Raw genomic sequence first — 26,065 nt, forward strand, 5'->3', positions numbered from 1 at the left:
CGTCACCGCCCCGGCAGCGTGATCGTCGCGCACAGCCCGCCGCCGTCGCGGTTGGCCAGCGTGATGTCGCCCCCAGCCTCGCGCACGATCGCCCGCGCGAGCGTCAGGCCAAGGCCGACGCCGCCGGTGGTGCGGTTGCGCGACGGGTCGAGCCGGGTGAACGGATCGAACACCGCCGCGATCTGCTCGGGCGGAATGCCGGGGCCGCGATCGGCGACCTCGATCCGCACGCCGCTCGCGTCATGGCTCAGCGTCACTTCGGCCCCGCCACCGTATTTGATCGCGTTCTCGATCAAATTGCGCAGCGCGCGCCGCATCAGCGACGGGCGGATGCGGCGGGTCAGCCGGTGGCCATCCTCATACTCGACCTGCGCGCCCAGATCGCGGAAATCATCGACCACCGCGTCGATCAGCGCCGACAAATCGGTCTCGGTCGGCTGCTCGCTCGGCCGCCCCAGCCGCGCTAGACTGAGAATGTCGTCGAGCGTGCGGTTCATCTCGTCGATCGTGTCGGCCATCCGCGCGCGGTCTTCTTCGTCATCGACCGACTCGATCCGCACGCGCAGCGCGGCGAGCGGCGTGCGCAGGTCATGCCCGATCGCGCCGAGCATCTGGTCCTTCTCATCCAGCATCGCGGTGACGCGGCTGCGCATCAAATTGTGCGCGGCAATCACCGCGCGCACATCACCCGGCCCGCGCTCCTCGATCGGCGCGGGCGCGGCACCCGGGCTGAACCCGCGCGCCGCATCGGCGAGCGAGCGCAGCGGCCGGTTTACGCGTGCGCCGACCCACAGCACCGGCACCAGCACCACGCCATAGATGATCAGCGTCTGCAGGATCAGCCGCCAGATGATGTCGACATCGCTGCGCGGCCACGCCGATGTCAGCACCAGCCAGCCCTTGCCGGGCAGTTCGACCGCAACGATCATCTCTCCGCCCAGCCGCTTCAGCCGTTCGGCGCGCATCGCATTCATCCGGGCAAAGCGCGGGTCGGTCGCGGACAGCTTGCGCACCCCGGTGATGATCCGCCCGACTGGAATCCCCGCCTCGGCGAGCGACAGGCGGATGCCTTCCTCGACCTCGGGCTTGCTGCGCAGCCCGGCCGGAATCGGATTGGTCGGCTCCAGCCGCAGTCGCGCCTTGCGGCCATCGGGGGGGTCGCGAAAGCGCCCGTCGCGAATGCGCTCGGCGGCATCGACGACGCGCGTGATCGCGGGTGCGGTCACCTGTTCGAAACGCAGCATCCGCCGTTCGCGCAGGATCAGGCCGAAATTGATCGCCTGCGCGACGAACAGCGCAAGCGCGACCAGCAGGGCGATCTGCCCGGTCAGGCTGCTCGGGATCAGCCGCTTGAGGACATGGGGGCGCTTCACAGCTTGGTGACGTCGCTCGCCAGCGTGTAGCCGCCGCCCCACACGGTCTTGATCAGCGTCGGGGTCTTGGCGTCCGGCTCGATCTTCTTGCGCAGCCGGCTGACCTGATTGTCGATCGCGCGGTCGAACGCCGCGGCCTCGCGCCCCTGCGTCAGGTCGAGCAACTGATCGCGCGTCAGCACCGCGCGCGGACGCATCACCAGCGCCAGCAGCAGATTATACTCGCCGGTCGACAGCGGCACCGACACGCCATCGCGGCCCACCAAAGCGCGCTCGCCGGTCTTGAGCACCCAGCCCGAAAAGGCATAGCTGCCGCTCTCGGGGGCGTGCTGGCGCGTGCCGCCCGCCTGCATCCGGCGCAGCACCACCTTGATCCGCGCCGCCAGTTCGCGCGGAGAAAAGGGCTTCACGACATAATCGTCCGCGCCCATTTCAAGGCCGACGATGCGGTCGGTCTCCTCGCTCTTGGCGGTCAGCAGGATCACCGGCACTTCGCTGGTCGCGCGGATATGGCGGCACAGGCTCAGCCCATCCTCGCCCGGCATCATGATGTCGAGCACCACCAGGTCGATCGAATAAGCCGACAACCGCGTCCGCGCCGCCTCGGCATCGCCGACCTGGGTCACGCGAAACCCCTGCTTGGTCAGATATTGCGCCAGCGGCTCACGGATCGAACGCTCGTCATCGACGAGCAGCAAATGCGGGGTCTCGTTGGTCATCTCGTTGGAGTTAGCAGATTCCGCCCGCTCGGGAAGTGCCGGGCGGGCACGGAGGAGGTCGTCAAACCCGCCCGGCATCGCCGTCACGCGCCCTGGGGGGAGGGCGGGGGCGGCGGGGTGTTTCCGCGGCGCTCGCGCATCTTCTTCATCTTGTCGCGTGCCTTCTCACGCTGCGCCTGCATCTCGGTTGCGTCGATCTTGCCGTCGCTATTGATGTCGAGCTTGGCGAAACGCTGTGCCGACTGCGCGTCGAACTCGGCCTTGCTGATCGCGCCGTCCTTGTTTGTGTCCGCCATCATCATGCCCGCGCCGCCACCGCGACCGCCACGCATGCCCTTGGCCTTGCCGCCCCGGCCTTCACCGCGCTTGCCCCAGCCCTTGCGGCCTTCACCGGCCTCGGCCATGTCGTCCTTGTCGGCGTCCATCCGGGCAAAGCGTGCCTCGACCATCGCGCGGTTTTCCGCCTTGCTGATCATGCCGTCGCCATTGGTGTCGACGCGCGCCATCATCCGCTCGCCCATGCCGCCACCGCCGCGACGACCGCCGGGCATGAAGTCCTGCAGCTCGCCGCCCTTCTTCTCGGCCCCAGATTTTTCACTTTGGGCCGAGCGTGCGGCGTCCATGCCGGCCTTGCGCTCTTCCGCGCTGAGCTGGCCGTCCTTGTTGGTGTCGAGCCGGTCGAACCGCGCATCGGCGCGGGCGAGCATCTCAGCCTTGGACACCGGCGCCTTGGGCGGGGTGGGGGCCTGGCCCTGCATCGCGACCGCGGCGCCCGCGGTCAGCATCGCGCCGATCGCGGCGGTGGTGAGAAATTTCTTCATACGGGCTCCTGTCACGCGGCAGGGGGCGCCGCAGTGATGCCCTTCTGAACCCCGCCTGTCGCAGCCATTTGTCAGCGCGCGGGGAAGTTGTCGCAAATTGTGTCGATCTCAATTCCTCCCCTGCGCAGCAGGGGAGGGGGACCGCCCGCGCAGCGGGTGGTGGAGGGGCGGCCGCGCAGACGGCCGTGAACATCTCGGCAAAACTCCACCCTCTGCGAGGGCGGCCCCTCCGTCATCGCTTCGCGATGCCACCTCCCCCAGGCAAGCTGGGGGAGGATTGGCTCACCCGAAAATCGCCACGCCCTGCGTACCCTCGGCCACCAGCTTCCCGTCCGCATCCCACATCCGCATCGTCTGGCTCGAATAGCCGTTGCGTGCGCTGTCGGTCTCGGCCTCCAGCAGCCACCAGCCGTCGCGGGTCACCGGTGCGGGCTGGAGGATGTTGACCTGCCAGGTCAGCGACGACAGCGGCGTCATCTTGGCGAACAGCCTGAACGCTGCGGGCGGCAGCGCGTCGCCCAGCGCCATCAGCTCGACCTCCGGGTCCAGCCCCGCCCGGTCGATCAGCCGCCCCCAGCGCAGCCACTGCGTCGGGCGGGTGTCGGCCTTCAGGTCGAAGAAGTTGAAATTGCCGGTGAAGAACTCCTTCGGCCCGGTGTACAGCTCGGCATCCGCGGGCGGCGGCGCATGGCGCGCGGCGGCGGTGCCGTCATGGTCGATTGCCGACTCCAGCTGCGCCATGAACACGAACGTCGTGCGCAGCCCCAGCCCCGCCTCGCTGACGATATCCGCCTGAATGAACGCGGCATTGCGCCCACGCCGCAGCTTGGTCGCGCTAACCGTCACCGGTCCGGCGAGCGGCCCGACAAACGCCACCTGCGCCGACCGCAGCGGCGGCAGATCCGGCTCAACCTGCTTCGCCGCCGCCAGCGCCAACGCCGAGGACAGCCCGCCATAAGCGGTGCGCCCCTGCAGCCAGTTCGCCGGGATCTCACTCTCGAAACCCGTCTCGGTACGCTGCGCCGATGCCAGCAGGTCGATAAGCGAAGTCATGGGCGGTTCTCCACATACAGGTCGCGCAATTCGCGCTTCAGCACCTTGCCGATCGCACTGCGCGGCAATTCGTCGATCACGATCAGGTCGCTCAGCCGCTGAGTCTTGCCAAGGCCAGCATTGACCGCCGCCAATATCTCCCCCGCCGGGGTCGCGTCGCCGGGGACATAGAACCCCACCGGCGTCTCGCCCCATTGCTCCGACGGCACGCCAACCACGGCACAATCGCGCACGTCGGGATGCTGGCGCAGCTCCGCCTCCAGATCGCTCGGATAGATGTTGAACCCGCCCGAGATGATCAGGTCCTTCTTGCGGTCCATCAGGATCAGGAAGCCGTCGTCATCGAACCGCCCGACATCGCCATGGCGGATGAAGCGATTGCCATCCGAGTCGAACCACTCCGCCTCCGACGTCGCCTGTTTGCGCCCGTGATAGCCCGACATCATCGCCCCGCTGCGCCCGACCACCTCGCCCATCTCGCCCTGCGCAACCTCGCGGCCGTCCTCGTCGATCAGGCGGATGTCATGCCCCGGCGCGGGCTGGCCGACCGTGTGCAGCTTGTCGGGATGCGCGGTCGCGTTGAGGATGCAGGTGCCGCCCCCCTCGGTCATCCCATAATATTCGACCAGCAGCCCCGGCCAGCGCGCCACGACATCGGCCTTGAGCGCGGCGGAAAAGGGCGCGCTGGTACAGGTCTTCAGCCGAAAGCTCGCCAGGTCGAACGCATCGAAATCGGGCAGCGCCATGATCCGCTGATATTGCACCGGCACCAGCATCGCGTGCGTCCCGCGATGCCGCTCCGCAGCCTCCAGAAACCCGCGCGCATCGAACTTGCCGAGCAGCACCGCCGTCCCGCCCCAGGCGAGCGTCGGGATGAAGCTGACCAATGTCGTATTCGAATACAGCGGCGTCGCGATCATCGTCACCGCCTCGGCAAAGCCCGCCGCATCGCCGCGCGCGACATGCGCCCAGCGCATCGCATGCGGCTGGACGATCCCCTTGGGCGTGCCCGTCGTGCCGCTCGAATAGATGATGTTGAACGGATCCTCGGGCCGCAGTTCGACGGGGGAGGGCGCCCCCGCGCCCGCCAGCCACGCATCCACTGCCTCAGGGTCCAGCATCACCCGCCGCGCCGCTACCTCCCGATCTCCCAGCGTCGCCGCAGCATCCGCGTCGAGGAACACCACCCCCGCGCCGCTGTCGCCAATCATCGCCGCCATCTGGTCCCCGGTGGAGGACGGCGCAATCGGCGCCGGCGCCCCGCCCGCGCAGATCGCACCCAGAAAGATCGCGGCATAATCGACGCCCATCGCCCCGACGATCGCCACCGCCTGTCCGCGCACCAGCCCGTCACGCTGCAACGCCGCCGCGATCGCATCCATTCGCGCATCGAGCTGCGCATAGCTTAGCGCATCGTCGCCATGCACCACCGCCAGCTTGTCCGCCCGCTCGCGCGCATGCGCGGCGATAAGCTCGGGCAGTGTCCCGAACGGCCCGGCCAGGATTTCCGCCGCTGTCTGCATCCCCACTCCTCGATTCGCATCAACTGCTATGCGAAACCGCCATTCGCTGCCATACGCGATCTTCGAAAAATGACGAGGAGAGGTCGATGCTGTTCTACGATTCGGCGATGCCCGCCCCCAATCCCCGCCGCGTCCGCATCTTTGCCGCGGAAAAGGGGATCACCCTGCCGACGCAGGATGTGTCGATCCTGAAGGGCGAGCATAAGAGCGACGAGTTCAAGGCGATCAACCCGCTCGGCCAGACGCCAGCGCTGCAAACCGATGACGGAACCTGCCTGTCCGAAAGCGTCGCAATCTGCCGCTATCTCGAAGCACTGCACCCGGAACCGCCGTTGTTCGGCAGCACCCCGACCGAAATCGCCCAGGTCGAAATGTGGAGCCGCCGCGTCGAGCTGCGCCTGATGGTCCCGACCGGCATGATCTGGATCCACACCCACCCCTTCACCGCGCGCGTCGTGCCGCACCAATATAAGGAGTTCGGCGAGAGCAACCGCACGCTCGTCGCCCGCGCCCACGCGCTGTTCGACCAAGCGCTCGGCGAAACCCCGTACGTCGCGGGCGAACGCTACACGATGGCCGATATCCTGCTGCTCACCACCATCGATTTCGGCACCTTCATCGGCCTGACGATCGCCGAGGAGCACACCCGCCTCAACGACTGGCACCGCCGCGTCACCGCGCGCGCGAGCGCCGCTGCATGACCATGGAGGGCATGGCCGCCATCGTCACCGGTGGCGGCACCGGCATCGGCGCAGCGGTGGTCCGGCGGCTCGCAGCGCGCGGCGTGCGCTGCGTCATCAACTATGCCAATAGCCGCGACACGGCCGAGGCGATGGCGGCGGAACTCGGCAACGGATCGATCGCGGTTCAGGCCGACATCGCCGACGACGCCCAGTGCCGCGCGCTCGCCGCTGCGGCGACGGAGGCATTCGGCCGCATCGACCTGCTCGTCAACAATGCCGGCAAGACCAAATTCGCCAATCACGAGGACCTGGAAGCGCTGACCGCCGACGATTTCCTCGACATCTACCGGCTCAACACCATCGCGCCGTTCCAGATGATCCGCGCCTGCGCCCCCGCCATGCGCGAAGGGCCAGCGAGCGCGGTGGTCAACATCGCCTCGGTCGCGGGCGTGTTCGGCAACGGCTCCTCGGTCGCCTATGCCGCGTCAAAGGGCGCACTGGCGACGATGACCAAAAGCCTCGCCCGCGTCCTCGCCCCCGCGATCCGCGTCAACGCCGTCGCGCCCGGCTATGTCGGCACCGGCTGGTTCAGCGAGCGGATGACGCCCGAAGCGTTCGACAAGTTCGAAGCCTTCATCGCCAGCCAGACCCCGATGCAGATGGCCGCCCATGCCGAGGATATTGCCGGGCCGATCGTCAACCTGCTCGACCCCGCCAGCCGCGTCATCACCGGAGAGGTTGTGCTGCTCGACGCCGGCGCCCATCTCGACGTCGGACTATCGCGACGACCCGGAAAAGGCTGAACTTGGCGCACAAGAAGCTCAATCTCCCGACCAAGATCTGCGTCGCCTGCGCGCGCCCGTTCGCGTGGCGCAAGAAATGGGAACGCGACTGGGAAACCGTCAAATACTGCTCCGACCGCTGCCGCGCGGCGGGGCCAGCAAAGGGCTGAGGCCCCTCTTCTTAGCCCTCTCCCGCGTGCGGGAGAGGGTTGGGTGAGGGTCTTCTAAATCCTCCCCGGAACGGGGAGGGGGACCGCCCGCGCAGCGGGTGGTGGAGGGGGCCCGAGGCAAAGGAGTCCGGTGACGCGGGCCCCCTCCGTCAGCGCTGCGCGCTGCCACCTCCCCGTTCCGGGGAGGAATTTTGACTCACCCCTTCGTCACCGCCGCAGTCTGCCCGAACAGCACCTTCTTCTGCTCATCGGTCATCACCGGATTCCCCGGCCGCACTTCCTCGCCCTTGGCATAGGCGCGCACCGTCGCCGGCCGTGCGGCGACCGCCTCGAACCAGCGCTTCACATGCGCGAAATCGTCGAGATTCTGGCTCTGCGCTTCATAAGGCACGATCCACGGATAGATCGCCATGTCCGCGATCGAATACTCCTCGCCCCCGACGAACGGCTTCCCAGCGAGCTGGCGGTCGAGCACGCCGTACAGCCGGTTGGTCTCGTCGATATAACGCTTCTGCGCATACGGAATCTGCTCGGGCGCATAGCGGTTGAAATGGTGGTTCTGCCCCGCCATCGGGCCAAGGCCGCCCATCTGCCACATCAGCCACTGCATCTGCACGATCTTGTCGCGCTGTTCGGGGCCAAAGAAGCACCCGGTCTTGTTGGCGAGGTACAGCAGGATCGCCCCGCTCTCGAACACGCTGATCGCCTCGCCGCCATCGACCGGATCATGGTCGACGATCGCAGGCATGCGGTTGTTCGGCGCGATCTTCAGGAAATCGGGCTTGAACTGCTCGCCCTGCCCGATGTTCACCGGCACGATCGAGTAGGGGAGGCCGGCCTCCTCCAGGAACAGCGTGATCTTGTGGGCGTTCGGCGTGGGCCAGTAATGCAGGTCGATCATGAGCGCGGGTCTCCAGCGTGAAGCCGCACAGATGGGGTCGCCCGCAACTTACGCAACCGGCTCCGCCGCGCGCGTCCGCCGCAGCACGAAGACAAGCACGATCCCCGCCGCGACCGTCGTCATCACCGCTGCCAGCGCAAAGGCGGCGCCCGGAAAGCCATGCTCGGCGCCGTAGGCCAAGGTCTGCGTCAGGCTCAGCGGACCCAGGATCGCGGCGATGCTGGCAATGCTCGCCATCCCACCCTGCAGCGCGCCCTGATTGGCGGCATCGACCCGCTGGCTCAGCATCGCGTTGAGCGAGGGGTAGGCGAGCATCTGCAACGCGCCGAACATCAGGATTACGTACACCTGCCACCCCTGCGTCGCGAAGCCATAGGCGGCATAGGCGATCGTGCCGACGATCAGCCCGATCATCAGCGTCTTCGCCTCACCCAGCTTGGCGATCGCGCGCCCGGTCACGAAAATCTGAGTCAGCGCCATCGCCGTGCCCGACGCCGCCAGCGACCAGCCGATCGCGCGGCTGTCCCAGCCATGCGCCAGCTCGGCATAGAATGCCCAGGTCGCCGGATACACCTGATGCGCCAGCTGCCAGATGAACGCGACGGCGAGCAGCGGCAGCGCGCCCTTCATCGCGAACAGCGGGCGGAAGGTGCCGAGCGGATTGGCACGCTTCCATGAAAAGGCGCGGCGATGCTCGGGCGCCAGCGTCTCGGGCAGGATGAAGAAAATCCAGGTGGCGTTGATCGCCGCCAGCGCCGCCGCCACCATGAACGGAGTGCGCGGACCAAAGCCCGCGAGCAGCCCGCCGATCGCCGGGCCGACGACAAACCCGATCCCGAACGCGGCGCCCATCAGGCCGAATGTCGCGCCGCGCTTTTCCGGCGGGGTCACGTCGGCCAGGATCGCATTGGCCGGGCCATACACCGCTCCGGCAATCCCCGCGATCAGCCGCCCGGCGAACAGCCACGCAATCGTCGGCGCGAACGCCATCAGCGCATAATCGACTGCAAAGATCAGCATCGCCGCCAGGATCACCGGCCGCCGCCCATACCGGTCGCCCAGATTGCCCAGTATCGGCGCGGCAAAGAAATGCGCCAGCGCAAACACGATCGCCAGCGCCCCGCCGATCCGCGTCGCATCGGTCAGCGTCGCCCCGCTCAATTCGACGATCAGCGTCGGCAGCACCGGAATGACGATCCCGAACCCAATCGCATCGATCAACACCGCCGCCAGCGCGATCGGAACCGCGCGATGCCCGAACTTCATGCGCCTGTCCCCCGCTTTGGGCTTTCTTGTACGATCGATCGCGGTGACACGGAAGCGCATCGCTCCACCCCCTCGTCGTCCCGGCCTTGAGCCGGGACCAGGCTGCCTTCCCCGTAAGAAGCCTTGCCACGGGTCAAGCTCGGGGCGACGAAATGGGTAAGGCGCGCACTGTTCGTCATTGGGATGGACTTGCTATCATTCCCGCTGGGCAAATGTCCTGCGGGCTTTGCGACAAATGGCGCGAAGTCACGCGACATGTTCGCTTCCGGTGATTTTCACCCCTGGGCGGCGACATGTTCGCTTCTCGATCCCGGCTTGACGTAACGTCATCCATACCGCACCTTCTAAACAGCCGCAGCAGACGGTCGATGGAGGGATGTAGATGGCGACGACGCTTGGTGGAGCCGTGCCGGTCGAACGAGCGCGTGTGTCTGGGACCCCGCCGATCACCTTCGGCACGCGGATCAGCTATGGTTCGGGCGCGATCGCCAACGGCATCAAGAATGCCGCCTTCACCACCTATCTGCTGTTTTTCTACAGCCAGATCATCGGCGTACCGGCGGGGATCGTCTCCGCTGCGGTCGCGCTGACGCTGCTGGTCGATGCGGTCGCGGACCCGCTGATCGGGCGCTGGTCGGACCTCACGCGCAGCCGCTGGGGCCGCCGCCACCCGTTCATCTATGGCTCGGCGCTTCCGACCGCGCTGTTCTTCCTGCTCGCCTGGTTCCCGCCGGCTGGCCTCACCGATTTCCAGATGGGGGTGTGGATCTTCGCCACCGCCTCGCTCACCCGCATGTCGATCAGCGCGTTCGAGATCGCGACCTCGGCGATGACGCCGGAGATGACCGACGATTATCGCGAGCGCACCCGGCTGTTCTCGCTGCGCTGGTGGTTCGGCTATGCCGGCACCTATGGCTTCACCACATTGTGCCTGCTGACCTTCTTCGCCGCGACGCCTGAATATCCGCGCGGTCAGCTCAATCCGGACGGCTATCCCGGCTTTGCCATTGCCGGCGCACTGACCATTTTTGTGGTGATCCTGATCTGCGGCATCGGCACCCACAACCGCATCCCCTATCTGCGGCAGGCGGAAGTGCGGACCGAGCGCACCCCGCTGCTCGGCCATCTGCGCGAGATGGGGACCGCGCTCAAAAACCGCGCGTTTCTTGCGATCTTCGGGTTCGGCGTGCTCAAATATTCCGCGATCGGGCTGTATGCCGCGACCAACCTGTTTTTTGGCACCTATCTGTTCGAGCTGACCGCGACCCAGCTCGCGATCCTGACGATCGACAGCCTGGTCGCCGCGACGATCGCCGCGCCGCTCGCGCCGATCATGTCAGGATGGATCGGCAAGCGGGCGAGTTCGATGCTGTTCGCGGTCGTCGGCGTGTCGATCGGGCTGTCGCCGCTGTACCTGTCCTATCTCGGCCTGTTCTTCGTGCCGGGCGACGCGCTGCTGGTGCCCACCCTGTTCGCAATTGGTGCATTATATGGCGCGATGGTCGCGATCTCGCTGATCAACACCAGCTCAATGCTCGCCGACGTGGTCGAGGACAGTGCGGTGACGACCGGGCGGCATGAAGCGGGGACCTTCTTTGCTGCGTCCAGCTTCATGCAGCAATGCTCAACCGCGATCGGCATCTTCCTCGCCGGGCGCCTGCTGGTGTGGTCCGACTTCCCGGCCAAGCCCGTGCCGGGGCAGGTCACGGACGAGGCGATCCGCAGCCTGGTCATCCACTATATCCCCTGTTCGATCGGGCTGTGGACGCTCGGCGCGCTGATCCTGTTCTTCTACCCGATCACCAAGGCGAAGCACGAAGCCAATGTCGCCGCCCTGCGCGCCCGCGAGGCGCAGGCGCGGGCGGTGGAGATGGACAATTCGGCCCTGCTCGGCCCGGTCCGGTGATCCGGGGTATTGACGCGCATCAAGCCATACCGCAAATTCAAATTAAACGTCGTGGGAGTCGCTTTGACGGTGCATGCAAACGGCCCAAAGCCGAGAGGCTGGAAATGGTCGAAAGCGAACATGTCGAGGGAATTCGCACAAAGTGAACACAAGTGAACATGTCGCGGAAGAATGCGCCGTGGAGCCGCAGCCCGTTGTGAATTTTGAGGAGAGAACATGTCTGTAATGGAGGATGTAAGGGTCGATCTCGACACCTTCCGCACCGAAGTCCGCGACTGGCTCGCGGCCAACTTCCCCGCCTCGCTCAAGGGCAAGGACAATAGCATGTCCGCGGTCGAGGGGCCGACCAACGAGACCCCCGAACAGACCGCCTGGCGCGAGGCGATGGGCGAAAAGGGTTGGGGCGTCCCGACCTGGCCCGCCGAATATGGCGGCGGTGGCCTGTCCCGCGCGCAGGCCAAGGTGCTGGCCGAGGAAATGGGCCGCGCCGGGGCGTGGAATCCGATCGGCGGCATGGGCGTGATGATGTTCGGCCCGACGCTGCTGGAATATGGCAATGAAGCGCAGAAGAAGGAGCATATCCCCGCGATCGCGCGCGGCGAAGTGCGCTGGTGTCAGGGGTATTCGGAACCGAACGCCGGGTCCGACCTCGCGAACCTCCAGACCTTTGCCGAGGACAAGGGTGATCATTACATCGTCAACGGCCAGAAGACCTGGACCAGCGGCGGGCAATGGGCGCACAAATGCTTCGCCATCGTGCGCACCGACAAGACCCAGAAACAGGGCGGCATCACCTTTCTGCTGATCGATATGGATTCGCCCGGCGTCGAGGTGAAGCCGATTCAGATGATCAGCGGCATGTCGCCCTTTTGCGAGACCTTCTTCACCAATGTGAAGGTGCCCAAGGAAAACCGCGTCGGCGAGGAAGGGCAGGGCTGGACGATCGGCAAGCGCCTGCTCCAGCATGAGCGCACGAACCTGTCGGGCGGCGGCTCCGCGTTCCGCATGTCCGGCCCGTCGCTCGCCGATATCGCCAAGAAATATCGCGGCGTCGATGCCGAGGGGCGGATCGCCGACACGGATCTGCGCGCCCGCATCGCCAAGTTCGAGATGGACTGGCGCGCCTTCCTGCTCACCGCGATGCGCGTGCAGGCGGAGAGCAAGGGTGGCGGCGTGTCGGAGGTTTCGTCGATCCTCAAGACCGTCGGCACCAAGCTGGGCCAGGAACGCGCCGAGCTGATGATCGAGATCCAGGGGATGGAAGGGCTCGGCTGGGAAGGCGAAGGCTTTACCGAGGCACAGATCCACGGCGTGCGCGCATGGCTCTTTGGCAAGGCGACGACCATCTATGGCGGCTCGACCGAAATCCAGAACAACGTGATCGCCAAGCGCATCCTGGGGATGCTGGATCATCAGTGATTATAGCCCTCTCCCCTTCAGGGGAGAGGGTTGGGAGAGGGGCAGTCCCTCTCGAAACAAAACCTCAAAATGGGCCGGCGCGAGACACTGCCCCTCTCCCCGGCCCTCTCCCCTAAAGGGGAGAGGGAGAAGAAAATGGCCGTTCTGACTGAAGAACAGACGATGCTGCGCGACATGGCGCGCGACTGGGCGACTAACGAGAGCCCGGTCACCGCATGGCGCAAGATCCGCAATGCCAATGAAGCGGCGGGATACGACCCCGCCGCCTATGCGACGATGGCCGAAATGGGCTGGACCGGGGTGATTATCCCGGAGGCGCAGGGCGGCAGCGATTTCGGCTGGCTGAGCCTTGGCCTTGTGATCGAGGAACTGGGTAAGACGCTTGCCGCCAGCCCGATCGCGGCCAGCGCCGCTGCGGCCTCGGCGATCCTGCTGGGCGGGAGCGACGCGCAGAAGGACAAGTATCTCCCGCGCATCGCCAGCGGTGAACTGGTCGCGACGCTCGCGGTGGATGAAGGGCCGCGGCATGATCCATCGGCCATCGCGGCCTCGGTCGAGGGCGGAAAGCTCAGCGGCACCAAGGCGTTCGTCGCCGAGGGCGATAGCGCGGGCCTGCTCGTCGTCGCCGCGACCGATGGCCTGTATCTGGTCGAGGCGGGGGAGGGCGTGACGGTCGATCGCCGTCACTTGGTCGACTTCCGCAGCCATGCGCAGGTGACGTTCGACGGTGCGCCTGCGGACAAGCTTGCATCGGGCGGTGCCGACCTGTTCGACGCGGTGCTCGATCGTGCAGCCGTGCTCGCCGCCGCCGAGATGCTCGGCATGGCGGGGCAGGCGTTCGACACCACGCTCGCCTACCTCAAACAGCGCGTGCAGTTCGGGCAGATCCTCGCAACCTTCCAGGCGCTGCAGCACCGCATGGCCAATCTGTTCAGCGAGATCGAGCAGATGCGCTCGGCGGTCGAGGCAGGCCTCGCCGCGATCGACCGGGGCGGCGATGTGCGTCAGGCGGCGTCGCTGGCGAAGGGCAAGGCGAACGAGATCGGCCATCTGATGAGCCGCGAGCTGATCCAGCTGCATGGCGGCATCGGCATGACCGACGAATATGATGCCGGATTTTATCTCAAGCGCATGCGCGTGCTCGAGCAGATGTGGGGCAACACTGCCTATCACCGCGACCGGTTTGCGCGGCTGAGCGGGTTTTAGGATCGAGGCGTAATCCTCCCCCGCCAGGGGGAGGTGTCGCCGCAGGCGGCGGAGGGGGAGGGCGGCTGCGTCCTTTCCGCTCTTGCCCGCGTGCATCCTCCCCCTCCGTCACGCTTCGCGTGCCACCTCCCCCTCGCGGGGGAGGATCAAGAGAAGCCAATCATGCTCCGGGGCGCTTCCGCAGTTAGCGGCAGCGCCCTTTTCGCATCTGCGGTATAAAATTGGTCGTTTAGAAGATCGGTTCAACATACCCTCGGGTATTTCTACACTACCCAATGCGGCGTGCTTTTCCTGATACACTCTAGGATAGGTGGCGTTTCGCAACGCTTTTCTCGCCTTGACCCGAAGTGCGGAACTCGTTCTATTCGAGTTTACGGTATGGAGCCGCACAGCGTTCCGGCCGAACGGGAGTGGGATCTATGAAGAAGCAGCTTTTGGCGGCGTGCGGATTTTCGGCGCTCGTCCTCGGCGGAACAGCGCCGGCCTTCGCGCAGGACAGCGGCGAGGAATCCGAAATCGTCATCACCGGATCGCTGATCGCCGGCACCCCTGAAGATGCGGCGTTGCCGGTCGATGTGATCGGCGCCGAGGAGCTGGCCAAGCAGGGCAATCCGACCGTCCTCGACCTGGTCAAGGCGCTGCCGAGTTCAAGCGCGTCGCTGGGCGATGCCAACCAGTTCGACAGCCGCTCGCAGGGGGCAGAGGGCATCGCGACGGTGAACCTGCGCGGGCTCAGCCCGCAGCGCACGCTGGTGCTGCTCAATTCCAAGCGGCTCGCGACGTCGGGCAATGGTGTCCCGTCGGTCGACATCAACTTGCTGCCCCAGGCCGCGATCGGCCGGGTCGAGGTGCTGAAGGACGGCGCGGCGGCGACCTATGGTTCCGAAGCGGTCGCGGGCGTGGTGAACTTCATCACGCGGACCAACCAGCGCGGCTTCCAGGGTTCGGGCAGCTGGCGCTTTATCGACGGGTCGGATGGTGATCTCGATGTGTCGCTCAGCTTCGGCCATGTCGGCGAGAATTTCCGCGTGCTGGTCGCGGGCGGATATCAGCAGCGCGGGCAGCTGATGGCGAAGGAGCGCGACTGGGCGATCCGTCCCTATACCGAAAACCCGCAGGGTGGCTGGACCGGCGGTGGCAACCCGGCGAACTTCCTGTTCCTTGGCGCGACCGGATCGCCGGTCACCGGGATCGTGGCGGACAGCGCCTGCGCCCCGCTCGGCGGGTTCGTCGGGGCCGATGCGCGCTGCTACAACCAATATTCGACCTATGACAATCTGGTTGAGAAGGAGTCGCGCGGTCAGGCGTTCATCGACTTCGAATGGGATATCGGTGCCAGCACGACGTTTCAGGTGACTGCGCTCTATGGTCGCACCACCGTTCCCCATTATCTGACATCGCCATCCTATCTGCTGACCCAGCCGCCATCGGGTGTCGCGATCGCGGGAACGCCGTTCGCGCCGTTCGCGGCCTTGCTCAACAGCGGCTTTTTCGTGCCGAGTGCCAATCCGGGCCTCGTCGCCTATCGCGCGAGCAATACGACCCCTGCGGGCGCGGGCGTGCTGTTCCCGACCTTGCTGTTCCGCCCGTTCCTGCTCGGCGGCAACCCGTCGACGCTGGACAATGACTTTGCGCCGGGGTCGGCGACCGGCCTGCGCAAGGGTGAATCGAGCCGCTTTACCGCAGAGCTGCGCGGCGAGGTGGCGGACGGGCTGAACTACAACGTCAACGCGACCTATCATAATTACTATCGCTACACCGACGGGTTCGATTCGTTCGGTGACCGCGTCCAGCGCGCCCTGCTCGGCTTTGGCGGGCCGAATTGCAGCGGCACCACGCCCGGCGCCAATGGCTGTCTGTGGCTTAACCCGTTCGGCAATGCGGTGACCGTCAACCCGTCGACCGGCCAGACCAACCCCGTCGCCAACGGGCCGCGCAACAGCGAGGAGCTCACCGACTGGTTCTTCGTCAAGTCGAACACGCGGGTCACGACCGAGTTGATGGTTTTCGAAGGTTCGCTCAGCGGCGGGACGGGCGTCAGCCTGCCCGGCGGCGAAGTGCAGTTCGGTGTCGGCGCGCAGTATCGCGATACCTCGATCACCGGGCGTTATGGCGCGGCGAGCAACCTGGCGGTCAATCCGTGCCGTGAAACGCCGCTCAACGGCAACACCAACGCGGCGGCCTGTTCGGGTGGCCGCGCCGCAGCTGGCGCGCTCGGCTTCCTCGGCACCAATCAGGATTATGACCTGAGCGGCGATGTCTGGGCGGTGTATGGCGAGGTGCAGCTGCCGGTGTTCGACGCGCTGAACCTCCAGCTGGCCGCGCGGTTTGAGGATTATGGCGGTGCGACCGGCTCGACCTTCGACCCGCAGATCCGCGCGCGGTGGCAGGTGACCGACTGGCTGGCGGTGCGTGGCGGCTTTGGCACCACCTTCCGTGCGCCGACGCTCAACCAGCTGGCGCCGGGATCGATCACTGCGCTGCAGATCATCGATACGACGTTCCGCCCGATCGATGTGTTCGGCAATCCGAACCTCGTGCCGGAAAGCTCGAAAAACTATGGCGCGGGCGTGTTGCTCAATGCCGGCGGTTTCAGCGCCAGCATCGACTATTACCGCTATGATATCGAGGATGTGATCGTCTCCGATCCGCTGATCTCGATGGTCAACACTCTGTTCCCGAGCACCGGCGGCAATACCTGTGCCACCAATACGGCACTGGCGGCGCGCTTCACCTTCTCGACCGGGCCGTGCACCGCAACGACGGCGCGTACCGCGATCTCGCGCGTGCGGACCCAGAACCAGAATGGCGCGTCGATCACCAACGAGGGCATCGATGCGATGGCGAGCTATCGCGGCACCGACCTGCTGGGCAGCGGCACGCGCTTCGCGATCGGGGGCAATGTCACCTACACGCTTCAGAACCGGATCAGCGACATCTTCGTCGAAGGCACGCTGGTGCAGGCCGGGTATGATGGCGTTGGATTGCTCAACTATCAGACGACGCTCTATCCGGTGCCCGAATGGAAGGGGCAGGCGTTCCTCGAGCTTGGCGCTGGGCCGATCGATGCGCGCCTGACCGCGACCTATATCGACGGGCTGTACGACCAGCGCGCCGATACCACGGCAGCGGGTGTCTATGGTCCCAACCCGGCACTGGGCGGCGCGCGGGTGAGTGAAGGGGCGGTCATCGACAGCTTCACCACTGTGGACTTCACGATCCAGTTTGGGATTACCGACAGCGTCACCTTGTCGGGCAGCATCTACAACCTGTTCGACAAGGATCCGCCGTTCGCGCGCGAAGATTACAACTACGAGCCGTTCGTGGGGAATCCGCTGGGCCGCAACTTCAAGATTGGCGTCAGCGCGAAGTTCTGAAGCCGGTCGCTTTCGGGGCTCCGTCGCGCGGGGAACGCGGCGGGGCTCCGCTTTTGTTTGACGAGCGTGAAGAATTGACGTCGCGTAGCGCGTAACAAGGAGCAGGTTCAGATGGCGACGATTCCCGCACCGGACGGTCCCGTTCCTGAAGGGGCCGATGACCGGGCGATCCGGCGCCGCGGCCTCACGCTCGCGTTGCTGACCATCACCTATTTCTTCAGCTATATGGATCGCCAGATCCTTGCGATCCTTCAGGAGCTGATCAAGAAGGACCTCGGGCTCAGCGATACCCAGCTGGGGATGCTGACCGGGCTTGCCTTTGCCATCTTCTATGCCGGGCTCGGCATCCCGGTCGCGCGGCTTGCCGACCGAATGAACCGGCGCAACATCATCACGATCAGCCTGACGGTGTGGAGCGCGATGACCGCCGCGTGCGGACTGGCGCAGAATTTCATCCAGCTGCTGATCTTTCGCATCGGCGTCGGAATTGGCGAGGCGGGATCGAGCCCGCCGAGCCACTCGATCATCGCCGACCTCTATCCGCCCGAAAAGCGCGCCGGCGCGATGGCGATCTATTCGCTGGGCGTGGTGCTGGGCACTGCGTTCGGCACGATGATCGGGGGCACGGTTGCGCATTATTATGGCTGGCGCATCGCCCTGCTCGCGGTCGGCCTGCCGGGCGTTATCCTCGCCTTTTTCGTCTGGAAATTCGTGGTCGAACCGCGCCGCGGCCTATCCGACGTGGTCAAGGTCGCGGAGAGCGATGCGATGCCCTCGCTGCGGGAGGCATTTGCCGGAATGTGGGCCAACAAGGCGGCGGTGCACGTCGTGCTCGGCGTCACGCTGACCTCGATGATCGGCTATGGCCTCGCCGCGTTCGGGCCGAGTTACATGCAGCGCTCGCTGGACATGAGCCTGCTGGAGATCGCGTGGATCGTGGCGCCGATTTTGGGTGTGGTCGGCGCATTGTCGGCTTTGATCGGTGGGCGGCTTGCCGACTGGCTGGCGAAAACACGCGGAATGCACGCGCAAAGCTATATGGTCGCGCTGCTCAAGGTCATCGCGCTGCCGTTTGCGCTGATGTTCTACTGGCTCGACAGCTGGCAGCTTGCGCTGGCCGCCTATGTCGTCGCGCTGCTGTTCCAGAACAGCTATCTCGGCCCCAGCTTCGCGATGATCCAGAGCCTCGCCCCGCAAAAGGTGCGCGCGCTGTGGGCGGCGATCACCTTGCTGGTCATCAACCTGGTCGGCCTTGGCATCGGCCCGGTCGCGGTCGGGCGCCTCAGCGACGCGCTCTACCCGACCTATGGTGAGGACTCGCTGCGCTATGCGATGTTGATCTTTGCCGGGATCACGCCGTGGGCGATCTTTCACTACTGGCGTGCGGGTGTGTGGCTGAAGCGCCGGGCGGCTGCCGCCTGACACCGTCCTTGCCAAGCCCCGTCCCGCAACTTAGCGTTTGCGGGTCAGTGTATTAGCGGTGACGGAGGCGTGTATGATCGTGCTGAGTTTGATGTTGGCCGTCCCACAGGCCGCCCCCGCGCCCAAGCCCGCCGAAACCCAGGATATCGTCGTGATCGGCAACCGCATGGGCGCGGCGCTCAAGCGCTGCCTTGAGCGAAATTGCCCGCCCGAGGAGGAGGTCGAGGCCGCGATGGAGGCAGGGGCCGAGAGCTTTGCCGCCGGACGCTATGAAGAGGCAAAGAAAACGCTGCGGCTCGCCATTGGGCGCAACGCCAAATATGCCAAGGTCATCCCGGTCAAAATTTCCGACCTTTATGCCACCTATGCCGACGTCGCCGAACATGAGGGCGATGAAACCGCTTTTATCGACTCGACCCAAAACAGCGTGAAGGTGTTGCGCCGGGCGCTGGGTGAAGGGCATCCGGCTGCGATCCGGGTGTCCGCGCGCCTTGGCGACATGTGGGCCAAGCTGGGGCAGGCGCAACGCGCTGACGGTGCCTATCAGCGCGAAGCGGAGCGGGCGGCGCGGTTTGGACGGCGTGACCTTGCCGGCATGCTGACCTTCCGGCGCGCCTGGCTGGCGCTGGCGGCGCGCGACAAGCCGCATGCGCGCAAGCTGTCAGTCGAACTCGAACGCGAATATGGCCGCGAAACCGTGTTCACGCCGGCGTTGTCGATCCTGAAGGCACGTCTCGCCCTTGGTGATGGAAAGGATGACGGGACCGAAGCGTTCGTCGCCGCACTGCGACAGGCCGGCATGGCAGATCCGTTGCTGATCAGCGAACCACGCCATCCCGAGTTTGATGACAAGCCGATGGTGTTCGGTTCCAGCCGCGACATATTATGGGCCGATATCGGTTTCTGGATTCAGCCGGATGGCACGACCACCGGGAGCGAAATCCTGCGACCGGCGGAGGAGAGCGCCTGGGCGCGCCCCATGTTGAAGCAGATCGCCGGTCGCCGCTATTCGCCGGTCGAGGGTGCCGAGGTGGGGGCGATGGGTGTGTATCGGGTCGAGCGCTATACGCTGCGCCCGGCCTATAGGGTCGATATCGGGACGCGCATTCGCCAGCGCGTGGGACGAGTCAGCCTGCACCAGGTCGACATCACCAAATTGGCTGCACACACCGAGGTCAGCGCGACGCCGTGACCGCCGCATGAGCTGAGCTCGCAATCCTCGAGCCGCCGAGCACGAGGGCCCGGCGATGGAGACTTCGATGTTGGTATTGGCCGTCCTCCTCGCCGCGGTTCAGCAGCAACCGACGTCCCAAGCCCCCGTGGCGGCCGACGTGGTGGTGATCGCAAGCCGCCGGCGCGCGGCGCTCGACAGGTGCCTCGAGCGGAAATGCCCCCCGGAGGAGGAGGTCGATGCGGCAATGGATGCGGGCGCCGAGGCGTTCGCTGCCGGCCAGTATGATGACGCCAAATCGATCCTGCGTCGTGCGGTCTCGCGCAACGCCAAATATGCGCGGGTCATGCCGGGCAAGATTTCCGATCTCTACGCCACGTACGCGGACGTCGCCGAGCATGAGGGCGACGAAACCGCGTTCATCAACGCGACCCGCAACAGCGTGACCATCCTGCGCCGGGCGCTGGGTGAGGAGCATCCGACCTCGATCCGCGTTTCCGCCCGGCTCGGCGACATGTGGGCGAAGCTGGCGCAACCGGAGCGCGCGGACGGGGCCTATCGGGACGAAGCGGAGCGGGCGGCGCGGCTCGGCCGGCGGGATCTTGCGGGCATGCTGACCTTTCGCCGCGCCTGGCTTGCGCTCGCAGCGCGGGACAAGCCCCAAGCGCGCAAAATACTGGTTCAACTCGAGCGCGATTATGGCAGCGAACCGGTCTTCGCTCAGGCGCTTGCGATCTTGAGGGCGCGCCTCGCGCTGGGCGACGGAAAGGACGACGGGACCGAGGCGTTCATCGCCGCGCTGCGCAGCGCCGGGACGGCGGAACCGGTATTGATGAGTGAACCACGCACGCCCCGGGTTGTTGTCGAAGAGGTGCACTTTTCCTCAAATCGCGAGATCCTGTGGGCCGATATCGGCTTCTGGATTCAGCCCGACGGCCGGATCGCAGATCTGCAGATTCTGAGACCGATCAAGAACAGTGATTGGGCAAAGCCCATTCTGCAGGAGATCGCGACACGCCGCTATTCTCCGTTCGACAGCAGGGCCGGCGATATCGGGATGTATCGTGTTCTGCGGTACACGCTTCGCTCCAAATACGTAGCGAAGTTAGGAAGCCGCATTCGCTTGCGCGCCGGTGATGTCAGCCTTCACTTGATCGATATCACCAAAATGACGGCCGACCGACAAGCAGACACGGGCCGGTAATCCGCGATCAGAACTCCAGCACGCGATCGTCGAACAGCCCGAACACGATGGTCGAGGCGTAGAAGGCCACCGCGCGGTCGCGCGGCATCGTGCTGGCCCATTTGCGCATGTCGAATGCGGCGTTCTGCAGCGCCATCATCGTCTGGCTGGCGACGAGCGGGTCGATCGCGCGGATCGATCCTTCGGCGATGCCGTCGGACAGCATTCCGGCATAGCGGCGCGCGATGCGGTTCGAGCGGTCGATCAGCGCGGTGCGCACGCGCGCGGGCAGGCCCGACAGCGCGGTGGTGCGCAGCAGCGGCCCGCGTTCGGAGAACTGGACGTCGAGCAGGGTCGCGATGATGCTGGTCAGCTTGCGCCAATGGTCGCCCGGCCCGTCCTCAGCCAGCCGTTGCGCGTCGGCGATCAGGTCGAAGCTGCGCTTGTAGCATTCGATCACCAACTCGTCCTTGGCGTCGAGATGGTGGTAGAAGCTGCCCTTGGTGACGTTGAGCTCGCTCGCGATCCTTTGCACCGATGCGCCGCGATAGCCCAGTTCGTTGATCAGCCGCGTTGCCGCCAGCAGGAACGCCTCACGCCCCGGCTCGGCCTCGTCATGGATCAGGTCGAGCATCGCGGGCTTCCACACGTCGCCCGGTGTCGCGATGCCGTGGCGAAACACGTCCATCAGCCGGCTTTCAACGCGGGAATATTCGTCAACCTCGTATCGGGTGATCCAGGCCGGAAGCCAGAAGGTGTTCTCGAGCAGCACATGCGCGCGCGCGCCGCGCAGATCGGTTTCGGCGCGCGTGCCGCCATCGCCCCACAAGGCGCGGGTCTTGCGGAAAATCTGCTGCCAGCGCTGCATCAGGCGGGTGCGCAGTTCACCCTCCATCGCGCGCAGATCGGACAGGATCGCCAGCGCCTTTTCCTCGCCGCGATGGATGCGCGCCAGCCGCTCCATGTTGATCGACAGATAGCGCGCGACGCGGGCTTCGGGCGTCGCTTCGCGATGCGCTTCGTCCAGCATCGCGTCGAGCCGGTCGAGCGTCACGTCGAATGCCGCCGCCGCCAGGTCTTCCTTGCGCTTGAAATAGTAGGTAACGCTGGTGGTGTTGAGGCCGACGCGCTGTGCGACATCCGCGAAGGTCATGCCCTTCGCGCTCTGATCGTTGATCACGTCCGCCGCCGCCGCGAGGATCGCGTCGCGCTTGGCGCGGAACCGTTTTGTTTCCCCCCGCGCCTCTTCGGGCGCTGCGTCTTCGGCGTTCATCCGTTTAGATTAGCAAATTTGATTCGAACGAACAGTCCTAAAGCGCAGCAATGCGATGCAGAGGGAAGCGCAGCGGAAAAATGCGGCCAGCCCCACTTTACCGAATATCGGGTATGGCCTAACGTCCTTGTCAGCTTCGCTGGATCGGCACCGGCCCGCTCCCCCACCCGGCCACCCAACGGCGTTGTATGTTATGGGTGGCCGGGTGGGGGAGCGGGCCGGTGCCGCCTAACTGAGAATGAGAAGGAGAGGGCGCATGGATTTCACGCTGACGGAGCGCGAGACTTATTTCCGCGACCGCGTGCGCGGGTTCATCGACCAGCACATCACGCCGCGCCAGAACGAGTATCGCGACCAGGTATACACGGGCGAGCGCTGGAAGGTGCTGCCGGTGATCGAGGAGCTGAAGCCGGTCGCGCGCGCGCAGGGGTTGTGGAATTTCTTCATGCCGCCGCATTCGGGCCAGACCCATGTCGATGACAGCTTCGAGTTCGAGGGGACTCAGCTCACCAACCTCGAATATGCGCTGTGCGCCGAGGAGATGGGCCGCGCCGGCTGGGCGAGCGAGGTGTTCAACTGCTCCGCGCCCGACACCGGCAATATGGAGGTGCTCCACCGTTACGGCACGCGTGAGCATAAGGAGCGCTGGCTCAAGCCGCTGATGGATGGCGAAATCCGCTCCGCGTTTCTGATGACCGAGCCCGACGTCGCCTCGTCCGACGCGACCAATATTCAGACGTCGATGGTCCGCGACGGCGATCATTATGTGATCAACGGGCGCAAATGGTGGTCGTCGGGCGTCGGCGACCCGCGCTGCGCCGTCGCGATCGTGATGGGCAAGACCAACCCCGACGCCTCGCGCCATTCGCAGCAGAGCCAGATTCTGGTGCCGATGGATGCGCCCGGCGTTCGCGTGGAGCGCATGCTTTCGGTGTTCGGGTATGATCACGCGCCGCACGGCCATGGCGAGGTGGTGCTGGAGAATGTCCGCGTGCCGGTCGAGAATATCCTGCTCGGCGAAGGGCGCGGGTTCGAGATCGCGCAGGGCCGGCTTGGGCCGGGCCGCATCCACCATTGCATGCGGTCGATCGGGGTCGCTGAAATGGCGCTGGAGCTGATGTGCAAGCGCCTGTTGAGCCGTGTCGCGTTCGGCAAGCGCATTGCCGACCATTCGATCTGGGAGCAGCGCGTCGCCGAAGCGCGATCGAATCTCGAAATGATGCGCCTGCTGTGCCTGAAGGCTGCGGACATGATGGACAAGGCGGGCAACAAGTCGGCGCAGGGCGAGATCGCGATGATCAAGGCGATGGGGCCGCGCATGACGCTGCAGATCCTCGACGATGCGATTCAGGCGTTCGGCGGGGCGGGTGTGTCGGGTGACACGCCGCTCGCCAGTGCCTGGGCGAGCATGCGCACGCTGCGCTTTGCCGATGGGCCGGATGAGGTGCACAACCGGGCGATCGCGCGGTCGGAGTTCGGCAAGTACGGCGAGTTCAAGGCGGATCGGCCGAGCAGCGGCGATATGGCGGTGACGCGGTGACAGTTCCCCTCCCGCTTGCGGGAGGGGTTAGGGGAGGGCCTGTCCCTCTCCATGCATTCAACGCTTGCGGAAGACAGGCCCTCCCCCGGCCCCTCCCGCAAGCGGGAGGGGAGTTTCAGTGAAAGCAGCAGTGTTGTTCGAGGCCGGCAAGCCGCTCGAAATCCACGACATCCGCATCGACAAGCCCGGCCCGCGCGAGGTGCTGGTGCGCACGGCGGCGTGCGGCGTGTGCCGGTCGGACCTGCATTTTGTCGACGGGGCCTATCCGCATGCGATGCCGACCGTGCCGGGGCATGAGGCGGCGGGCGTGGTCGAGGCGGTGGGGAGCGAGGTCACGCGGCTGAAGCCCGGCGACCATGTTATCACCTTCTTCACCGTGTTCTGCGGGTCGTGCGAGTTCTGCATATCGGGCCGCCCGTCGCTTTGTCTGGACAATTCGACGCGTCGTCCGGCCGATGCCAGCCCCAAGCTGACGCTCGCCGATGGCACGCCGGTCAACCATTTCCTCAACCTGTCGGCCTTCGCCGAACAGATGCTGATTCACGAAAATGCCTGCGTGGCGATCAGCAAGGATATGCCGCTCGACCGCGCCGCACTGCTCGGCTGTGCGGTGCTGACCGGGGCGGGGTCGATCTTCCGCGACAGCAAGGTCACGCCGGGCGAGACGGTCGCGGTGATCGGCTGTGGCGGCATCGGCCTGTCGGCGATCAATGCCGCGAAGATTGCCGGTGCGGGCAAGATTATCGCGATCGATCCCGTGCCGGAGAAACGCGCGCTGGCGCGGAAGATGGGCGCGACGCACGATCTCGACGCGATGGCTCCCGATCTGGTGAAGCAGGTGCTGAAGCTGACCGATGGCGGCGTGCATTATGCGATCGAGGCGGTCGGGCGGCCGCAGACTGCGGAGACGGCGTGGCACGTGCTGCGCCGGGGCGGCACCGCGACGATCCTGGGCATGATCGCGCCGGGCCAGTCGGTCAGCATTCCGGGTCCGACCTTCCTGTCGGGCAAGAAGCTGCAAGGCTCGCTCGCCGGGTCGATGCAATTCCCGATCGACCTGCCGCGGCTGGTGCAGATGTATCTCGACGGGGTGCTCGACCTCGACTCGATGGTCGCCGAGCGGATCAAGCTGGAGGACATCAACCACGCCTTCGACAATCTGCGACAGGGGGACGCGGTGCGCTCCGTGATCGAATTCGCATGAGCAGCCCGGCGGGACATCGCGGCGGGCAGCCGATGGAGCAGGTCGACGACCTCGACACCGCGCGGCTCACCGCATGGATGGAGGCCAATGTCGCGGGTTTCGCTGGCCCGCTGAGCTACGCCAAATTCCCCGGCGGGCAGAGCAACCCGACCTATCGCATCGACGCGGCGAGCGGTGCCTATGTGCTGCGGCGCAAGCCGTTCGGGCCGCTGCTGCCATCGGCGCATGCGGTGGATCGCGAATATCGGCTGATCGCGGGGCTGCACCCGACGGGATTCCCGGTCGCGCGGCCCTATGGGCTGTGCGAGGATGATGGGGTCGTCGGTTCGGCCTTCTACATCATGGAGCTGGTCGAGGGCGCGACCTATTGGGACGGGGCGCTGCCGGACAAGACGCCGGCGCAACGAACCGCGATCTATTACGAAATCTGCGACCGGTTGGCGCAGCTGCATGAGACCGATTACGCGGCGGCGGGGCTGGGCGATTACGGCAAGCCGGGCAGCTATTTCGAGCGACAGGTCGGGCGCTGGACCAAGCAATACCGCCTCGCCCAGACCGACGATCTGGAGGATGTCGAGAGACTGATCGAATGGCTGCCGCGCACCCTGCCGCCGCAGACGCGGACCAGCATCGTCCATGGCGATTATCGCATCGACAATATGATCTTCGACGCGGAGCAGCCGCGCGTGAAGGCGGTGCTCGACTGGGAGTTGTCGACGCTGGGCGATCCGATGGCGGATTTCTCGTACCTGCTGACCAACTGGATGATCCCCGCCAATGGCGCTTCGGCGATTGGTGGCATCACGGGGGCGGACACCGGCATCCCGACCGTCGAGGCGATGGTCGAGCGTTACTGCGCCGCGACCGGACGCGACGGGATTCCCGACCTCAACTGGTACTTCGCGTTCGGCCAGTTCCGGCTGATGAGCATCGTGCAGGGGATCAAGCGCCGCCTGCTCGACGGCAATGCCAGCAATGCGCACGCCGAGGAAACCGCGACGCGGGTGCCGGGGCTGGCCGCGAGCGCGTGGGAGTTTGCGCGGAAGGCGGGGGCGTAAGTCCCCCTTCCGCTT

The 26,065-nt window shown here is 65.8% G+C and carries 21 protein-coding genes; 13 read left to right on the forward strand and 8 right to left on the reverse strand.

The features are described 5' to 3' along the window. Positions 1-2: 2 nt before the first annotated feature. The 5 genes from VGN66_RS11670 to VGN66_RS11690 form a co-directional block, all read right to left on the reverse strand. On the reverse strand, positions 3-1,373 hold the full coding sequence (locus VGN66_RS11670) for a sensor histidine kinase (RefSeq protein ID WP_327518985.1): 1,371 nt from the start codon (positions 1,371-1,373) through the stop codon (positions 3-5). After that, entirely contained in the window at positions 1,370-2,092 is a 723-nt protein-coding gene (locus VGN66_RS11675; RefSeq protein ID WP_224922872.1) for a response regulator, read from the reverse strand. The genes VGN66_RS11670 and VGN66_RS11675 overlap by 4 nt, the downstream gene beginning before the upstream one ends. Positions 2,093-2,175: 83 nt before the next feature. Continuing rightward, the gene (locus tag VGN66_RS11680; RefSeq protein ID WP_327518986.1) at positions 2,176-2,913 is read right to left on the reverse strand and encodes a hypothetical protein; all 738 of its coding nucleotides are present in this window, start codon (positions 2,911-2,913) and stop codon (positions 2,176-2,178) included. 282 nt (positions 2,914-3,195) lie between these two features. Then, the gene (locus VGN66_RS11685) at positions 3,196-3,966 is read right to left on the reverse strand and encodes a thioesterase family protein (protein ID WP_327518987.1); all 771 of its coding nucleotides are present in this window, start codon (positions 3,964-3,966) and stop codon (positions 3,196-3,198) included. After that, positions 3,963-5,489 carry a class I adenylate-forming enzyme family protein gene (locus VGN66_RS11690; protein ID WP_327518988.1) on the reverse strand — a complete coding sequence of 509 codons (1,527 nt, stop codon included), beginning with the start codon at positions 5,487-5,489 and terminating at the stop codon, positions 3,963-3,965. Before VGN66_RS11690 ends, VGN66_RS11685 begins: the two co-directional genes overlap by 4 nt. An 86-nt stretch (positions 5,490-5,575) precedes the next feature. Here VGN66_RS11690 and VGN66_RS11695 point away from each other — a divergent pair, with 86 nt between their 5' ends. Genes VGN66_RS11695 through VGN66_RS11705 form a run of 3 tightly spaced genes read left to right on the forward strand, consistent with a single transcriptional unit; the run spans position 5,576 to position 7,124 of the window. Then, positions 5,576-6,190, forward strand: coding sequence for a glutathione S-transferase family protein (locus VGN66_RS11695; RefSeq protein WP_327518989.1), 615 nt, complete (start codon positions 5,576-5,578; stop codon positions 6,188-6,190). Then, positions 6,187-6,975: an SDR family oxidoreductase gene (locus VGN66_RS11700; RefSeq protein WP_327518990.1), complete on the forward strand. Its 789-nt coding sequence runs from the start codon at positions 6,187-6,189 to the stop codon at positions 6,973-6,975. The genes VGN66_RS11695 and VGN66_RS11700 overlap by 4 nt, the downstream gene beginning before the upstream one ends. 2 nt (positions 6,976-6,977) lie before the next feature. Further along, on the forward strand, positions 6,978-7,124 hold the full coding sequence (locus tag VGN66_RS11705; protein WP_327518991.1) for a DUF2256 domain-containing protein: 147 nt from the start codon (positions 6,978-6,980) through the stop codon (positions 7,122-7,124). 196 nt (positions 7,125-7,320) lie between these two features. Here the strand turns inward: VGN66_RS11705 and VGN66_RS11710 are convergent, their stop codons facing one another. Both VGN66_RS11710 and VGN66_RS11715 read right to left on the reverse strand, forming a co-directional pair. After that, on the reverse strand, positions 7,321-8,025 hold the full coding sequence (locus VGN66_RS11710) for a glutathione binding-like protein (protein WP_327518992.1): 705 nt from the start codon (positions 8,023-8,025) through the stop codon (positions 7,321-7,323). 48 nt (positions 8,026-8,073) lie between these two features. Next, entirely contained in the window at positions 8,074-9,291 is a 1,218-nt protein-coding gene (locus tag VGN66_RS11715; RefSeq protein ID WP_327518993.1) for a TCR/Tet family MFS transporter, read from the reverse strand. 382 nt (positions 9,292-9,673) lie between these two features. Between VGN66_RS11715 and VGN66_RS11720 the strand changes: the two genes are divergently transcribed. From VGN66_RS11720 to VGN66_RS11750, 7 genes are all read left to right on the forward strand, one after another. Further along, entirely contained in the window at positions 9,674-11,197 is a 1,524-nt protein-coding gene (locus VGN66_RS11720; RefSeq protein WP_327518994.1) for an MFS transporter, read from the forward strand. A gap of 216 nt (positions 11,198-11,413) precedes the next feature. Beyond that, positions 11,414-12,616, forward strand: coding sequence for an acyl-CoA dehydrogenase family protein (locus VGN66_RS11725; protein ID WP_327518995.1), 1,203 nt, complete (start codon positions 11,414-11,416; stop codon positions 12,614-12,616). A 135-nt stretch (positions 12,617-12,751) separates the two neighbouring features. Beyond that, a complete protein-coding gene (locus VGN66_RS11730; RefSeq protein WP_327518996.1) occupies positions 12,752-13,822 on the forward strand; it encodes an acyl-CoA dehydrogenase family protein in 1,071 nt (356 codons plus the stop codon). Between the two features lie 419 nt (positions 13,823-14,241). Continuing rightward, positions 14,242-17,199 (forward strand): TonB-dependent receptor domain-containing protein, encoded by a 2,958-nt coding sequence (locus tag VGN66_RS11735; protein WP_327518997.1) that lies wholly within the window; start codon positions 14,242-14,244, stop codon positions 17,197-17,199. A gap of 111 nt (positions 17,200-17,310) precedes the next feature. Next, positions 17,311-18,621, forward strand: a complete 1,311-nt coding sequence (locus tag VGN66_RS11740) for an MFS transporter (protein WP_327518998.1) — start codon at positions 17,311-17,313, stop codon at positions 18,619-18,621. Between the two features lie 73 nt (positions 18,622-18,694). Then, positions 18,695-19,813 carry a hypothetical protein gene (locus tag VGN66_RS11745; protein ID WP_327518999.1) on the forward strand — a complete coding sequence of 373 codons (1,119 nt, stop codon included), beginning with the start codon at positions 18,695-18,697 and terminating at the stop codon, positions 19,811-19,813. Positions 19,814-19,868: 55 nt separating this feature from the next. Further along, on the forward strand, positions 19,869-20,996 hold the full coding sequence (locus tag VGN66_RS11750) for a hypothetical protein (protein ID WP_327519000.1): 1,128 nt from the start codon (positions 19,869-19,871) through the stop codon (positions 20,994-20,996). Between the two features lie 7 nt (positions 20,997-21,003). Here the strand turns inward: VGN66_RS11750 and VGN66_RS11755 are convergent, their stop codons facing one another. Next, positions 21,004-22,248: a TetR/AcrR family transcriptional regulator gene (locus VGN66_RS11755; RefSeq protein ID WP_327519001.1), complete on the reverse strand. Its 1,245-nt coding sequence runs from the start codon at positions 22,246-22,248 to the stop codon at positions 21,004-21,006. A gap of 256 nt (positions 22,249-22,504) precedes the next feature. Here VGN66_RS11755 and VGN66_RS11760 point away from each other — a divergent pair, with 256 nt between their 5' ends. The 3 genes from VGN66_RS11760 to VGN66_RS11770 all read left to right on the forward strand — a co-directional run bounded on the left by VGN66_RS11760 (position 22,505) and on the right by VGN66_RS11770 (position 26,050). Beyond that, positions 22,505-23,788: an acyl-CoA dehydrogenase family protein gene (locus VGN66_RS11760; RefSeq protein ID WP_327519002.1), complete on the forward strand. Its 1,284-nt coding sequence runs from the start codon at positions 22,505-22,507 to the stop codon at positions 23,786-23,788. Positions 23,789-23,906: 118 nt separating this feature from the next. After that, positions 23,907-24,992, forward strand: a complete 1,086-nt coding sequence (locus tag VGN66_RS11765; protein WP_327519003.1) for a Zn-dependent alcohol dehydrogenase — start codon at positions 23,907-23,909, stop codon at positions 24,990-24,992. Then, complete coding sequence (locus VGN66_RS11770) at positions 24,989-26,050, forward strand: phosphotransferase family protein (protein WP_327519004.1); 1,062 nt, start codon at positions 24,989-24,991, stop codon at positions 26,048-26,050. Before VGN66_RS11765 ends, VGN66_RS11770 begins: the two co-directional genes overlap by 4 nt. Positions 26,051-26,065 lie beyond the last annotated feature (15 nt).

This window comes from Sphingomonas sp., from assembly GCF_035998645.1.
In the GTDB taxonomy this organism is placed as follows: domain Bacteria; phylum Pseudomonadota; class Alphaproteobacteria; order Sphingomonadales; family Sphingomonadaceae; genus Sphingomonas.

Bases quoted from the DNA above. Each gene is read 5' to 3' on its own strand.
- VGN66_RS11675 (WP_224922872.1), bottom strand. From the start codon at position 2,092: ATGACCAACGAGACCCCGCATTTGCTGCTCGTCGATGACGAGCGTTCG.
- VGN66_RS11680 (WP_327518986.1), bottom strand. From the start codon at position 2,913: ATGAAGAAATTTCTCACCACCGCCGCGATCGGCGCGATGCTGACCGCG.
- VGN66_RS11685 (WP_327518987.1), bottom strand. From the start codon at position 3,966: ATGACTTCGCTTATCGACCTGCTGGCATCGGCGCAGCGTACCGAGACG.
- VGN66_RS11690 (WP_327518988.1), bottom strand. From the start codon at position 5,489: ATGCAGACAGCGGCGGAAATCCTGGCCGGGCCGTTCGGGACACTGCCC.
- VGN66_RS11695 (WP_327518989.1), top strand. From the start codon at position 5,576: ATGCTGTTCTACGATTCGGCGATGCCCGCCCCCAATCCCCGCCGCGTC.
- VGN66_RS11700 (WP_327518990.1), top strand. From the start codon at position 6,187: ATGACCATGGAGGGCATGGCCGCCATCGTCACCGGTGGCGGCACCGGC.
- VGN66_RS11710 (WP_327518992.1), bottom strand. From the start codon at position 8,025: ATGATCGACCTGCATTACTGGCCCACGCCGAACGCCCACAAGATCACG.
- VGN66_RS11715 (WP_327518993.1), bottom strand. From the start codon at position 9,291: ATGAAGTTCGGGCATCGCGCGGTTCCGATCGCGCTGGCGGCGGTGTTG.
- VGN66_RS11720 (WP_327518994.1), top strand. From the start codon at position 9,674: ATGGCGACGACGCTTGGTGGAGCCGTGCCGGTCGAACGAGCGCGTGTG.
- VGN66_RS11725 (WP_327518995.1), top strand. From the start codon at position 11,414: ATGTCTGTAATGGAGGATGTAAGGGTCGATCTCGACACCTTCCGCACC.
- VGN66_RS11730 (WP_327518996.1), top strand. From the start codon at position 12,752: ATGGCCGTTCTGACTGAAGAACAGACGATGCTGCGCGACATGGCGCGC.
- VGN66_RS11735 (WP_327518997.1), top strand. From the start codon at position 14,242: ATGAAGAAGCAGCTTTTGGCGGCGTGCGGATTTTCGGCGCTCGTCCTC.
- VGN66_RS11740 (WP_327518998.1), top strand. From the start codon at position 17,311: ATGGCGACGATTCCCGCACCGGACGGTCCCGTTCCTGAAGGGGCCGAT.
- VGN66_RS11745 (WP_327518999.1), top strand. From the start codon at position 18,695: ATGATCGTGCTGAGTTTGATGTTGGCCGTCCCACAGGCCGCCCCCGCG.
- VGN66_RS11750 (WP_327519000.1), top strand. From the start codon at position 19,869: ATGGAGACTTCGATGTTGGTATTGGCCGTCCTCCTCGCCGCGGTTCAG.
- VGN66_RS11755 (WP_327519001.1), bottom strand. From the start codon at position 22,248: ATGAACGCCGAAGACGCAGCGCCCGAAGAGGCGCGGGGGGAAACAAAA.
- VGN66_RS11760 (WP_327519002.1), top strand. From the start codon at position 22,505: ATGGATTTCACGCTGACGGAGCGCGAGACTTATTTCCGCGACCGCGTG.
- VGN66_RS11770 (WP_327519004.1), top strand. From the start codon at position 24,989: ATGAGCAGCCCGGCGGGACATCGCGGCGGGCAGCCGATGGAGCAGGTC.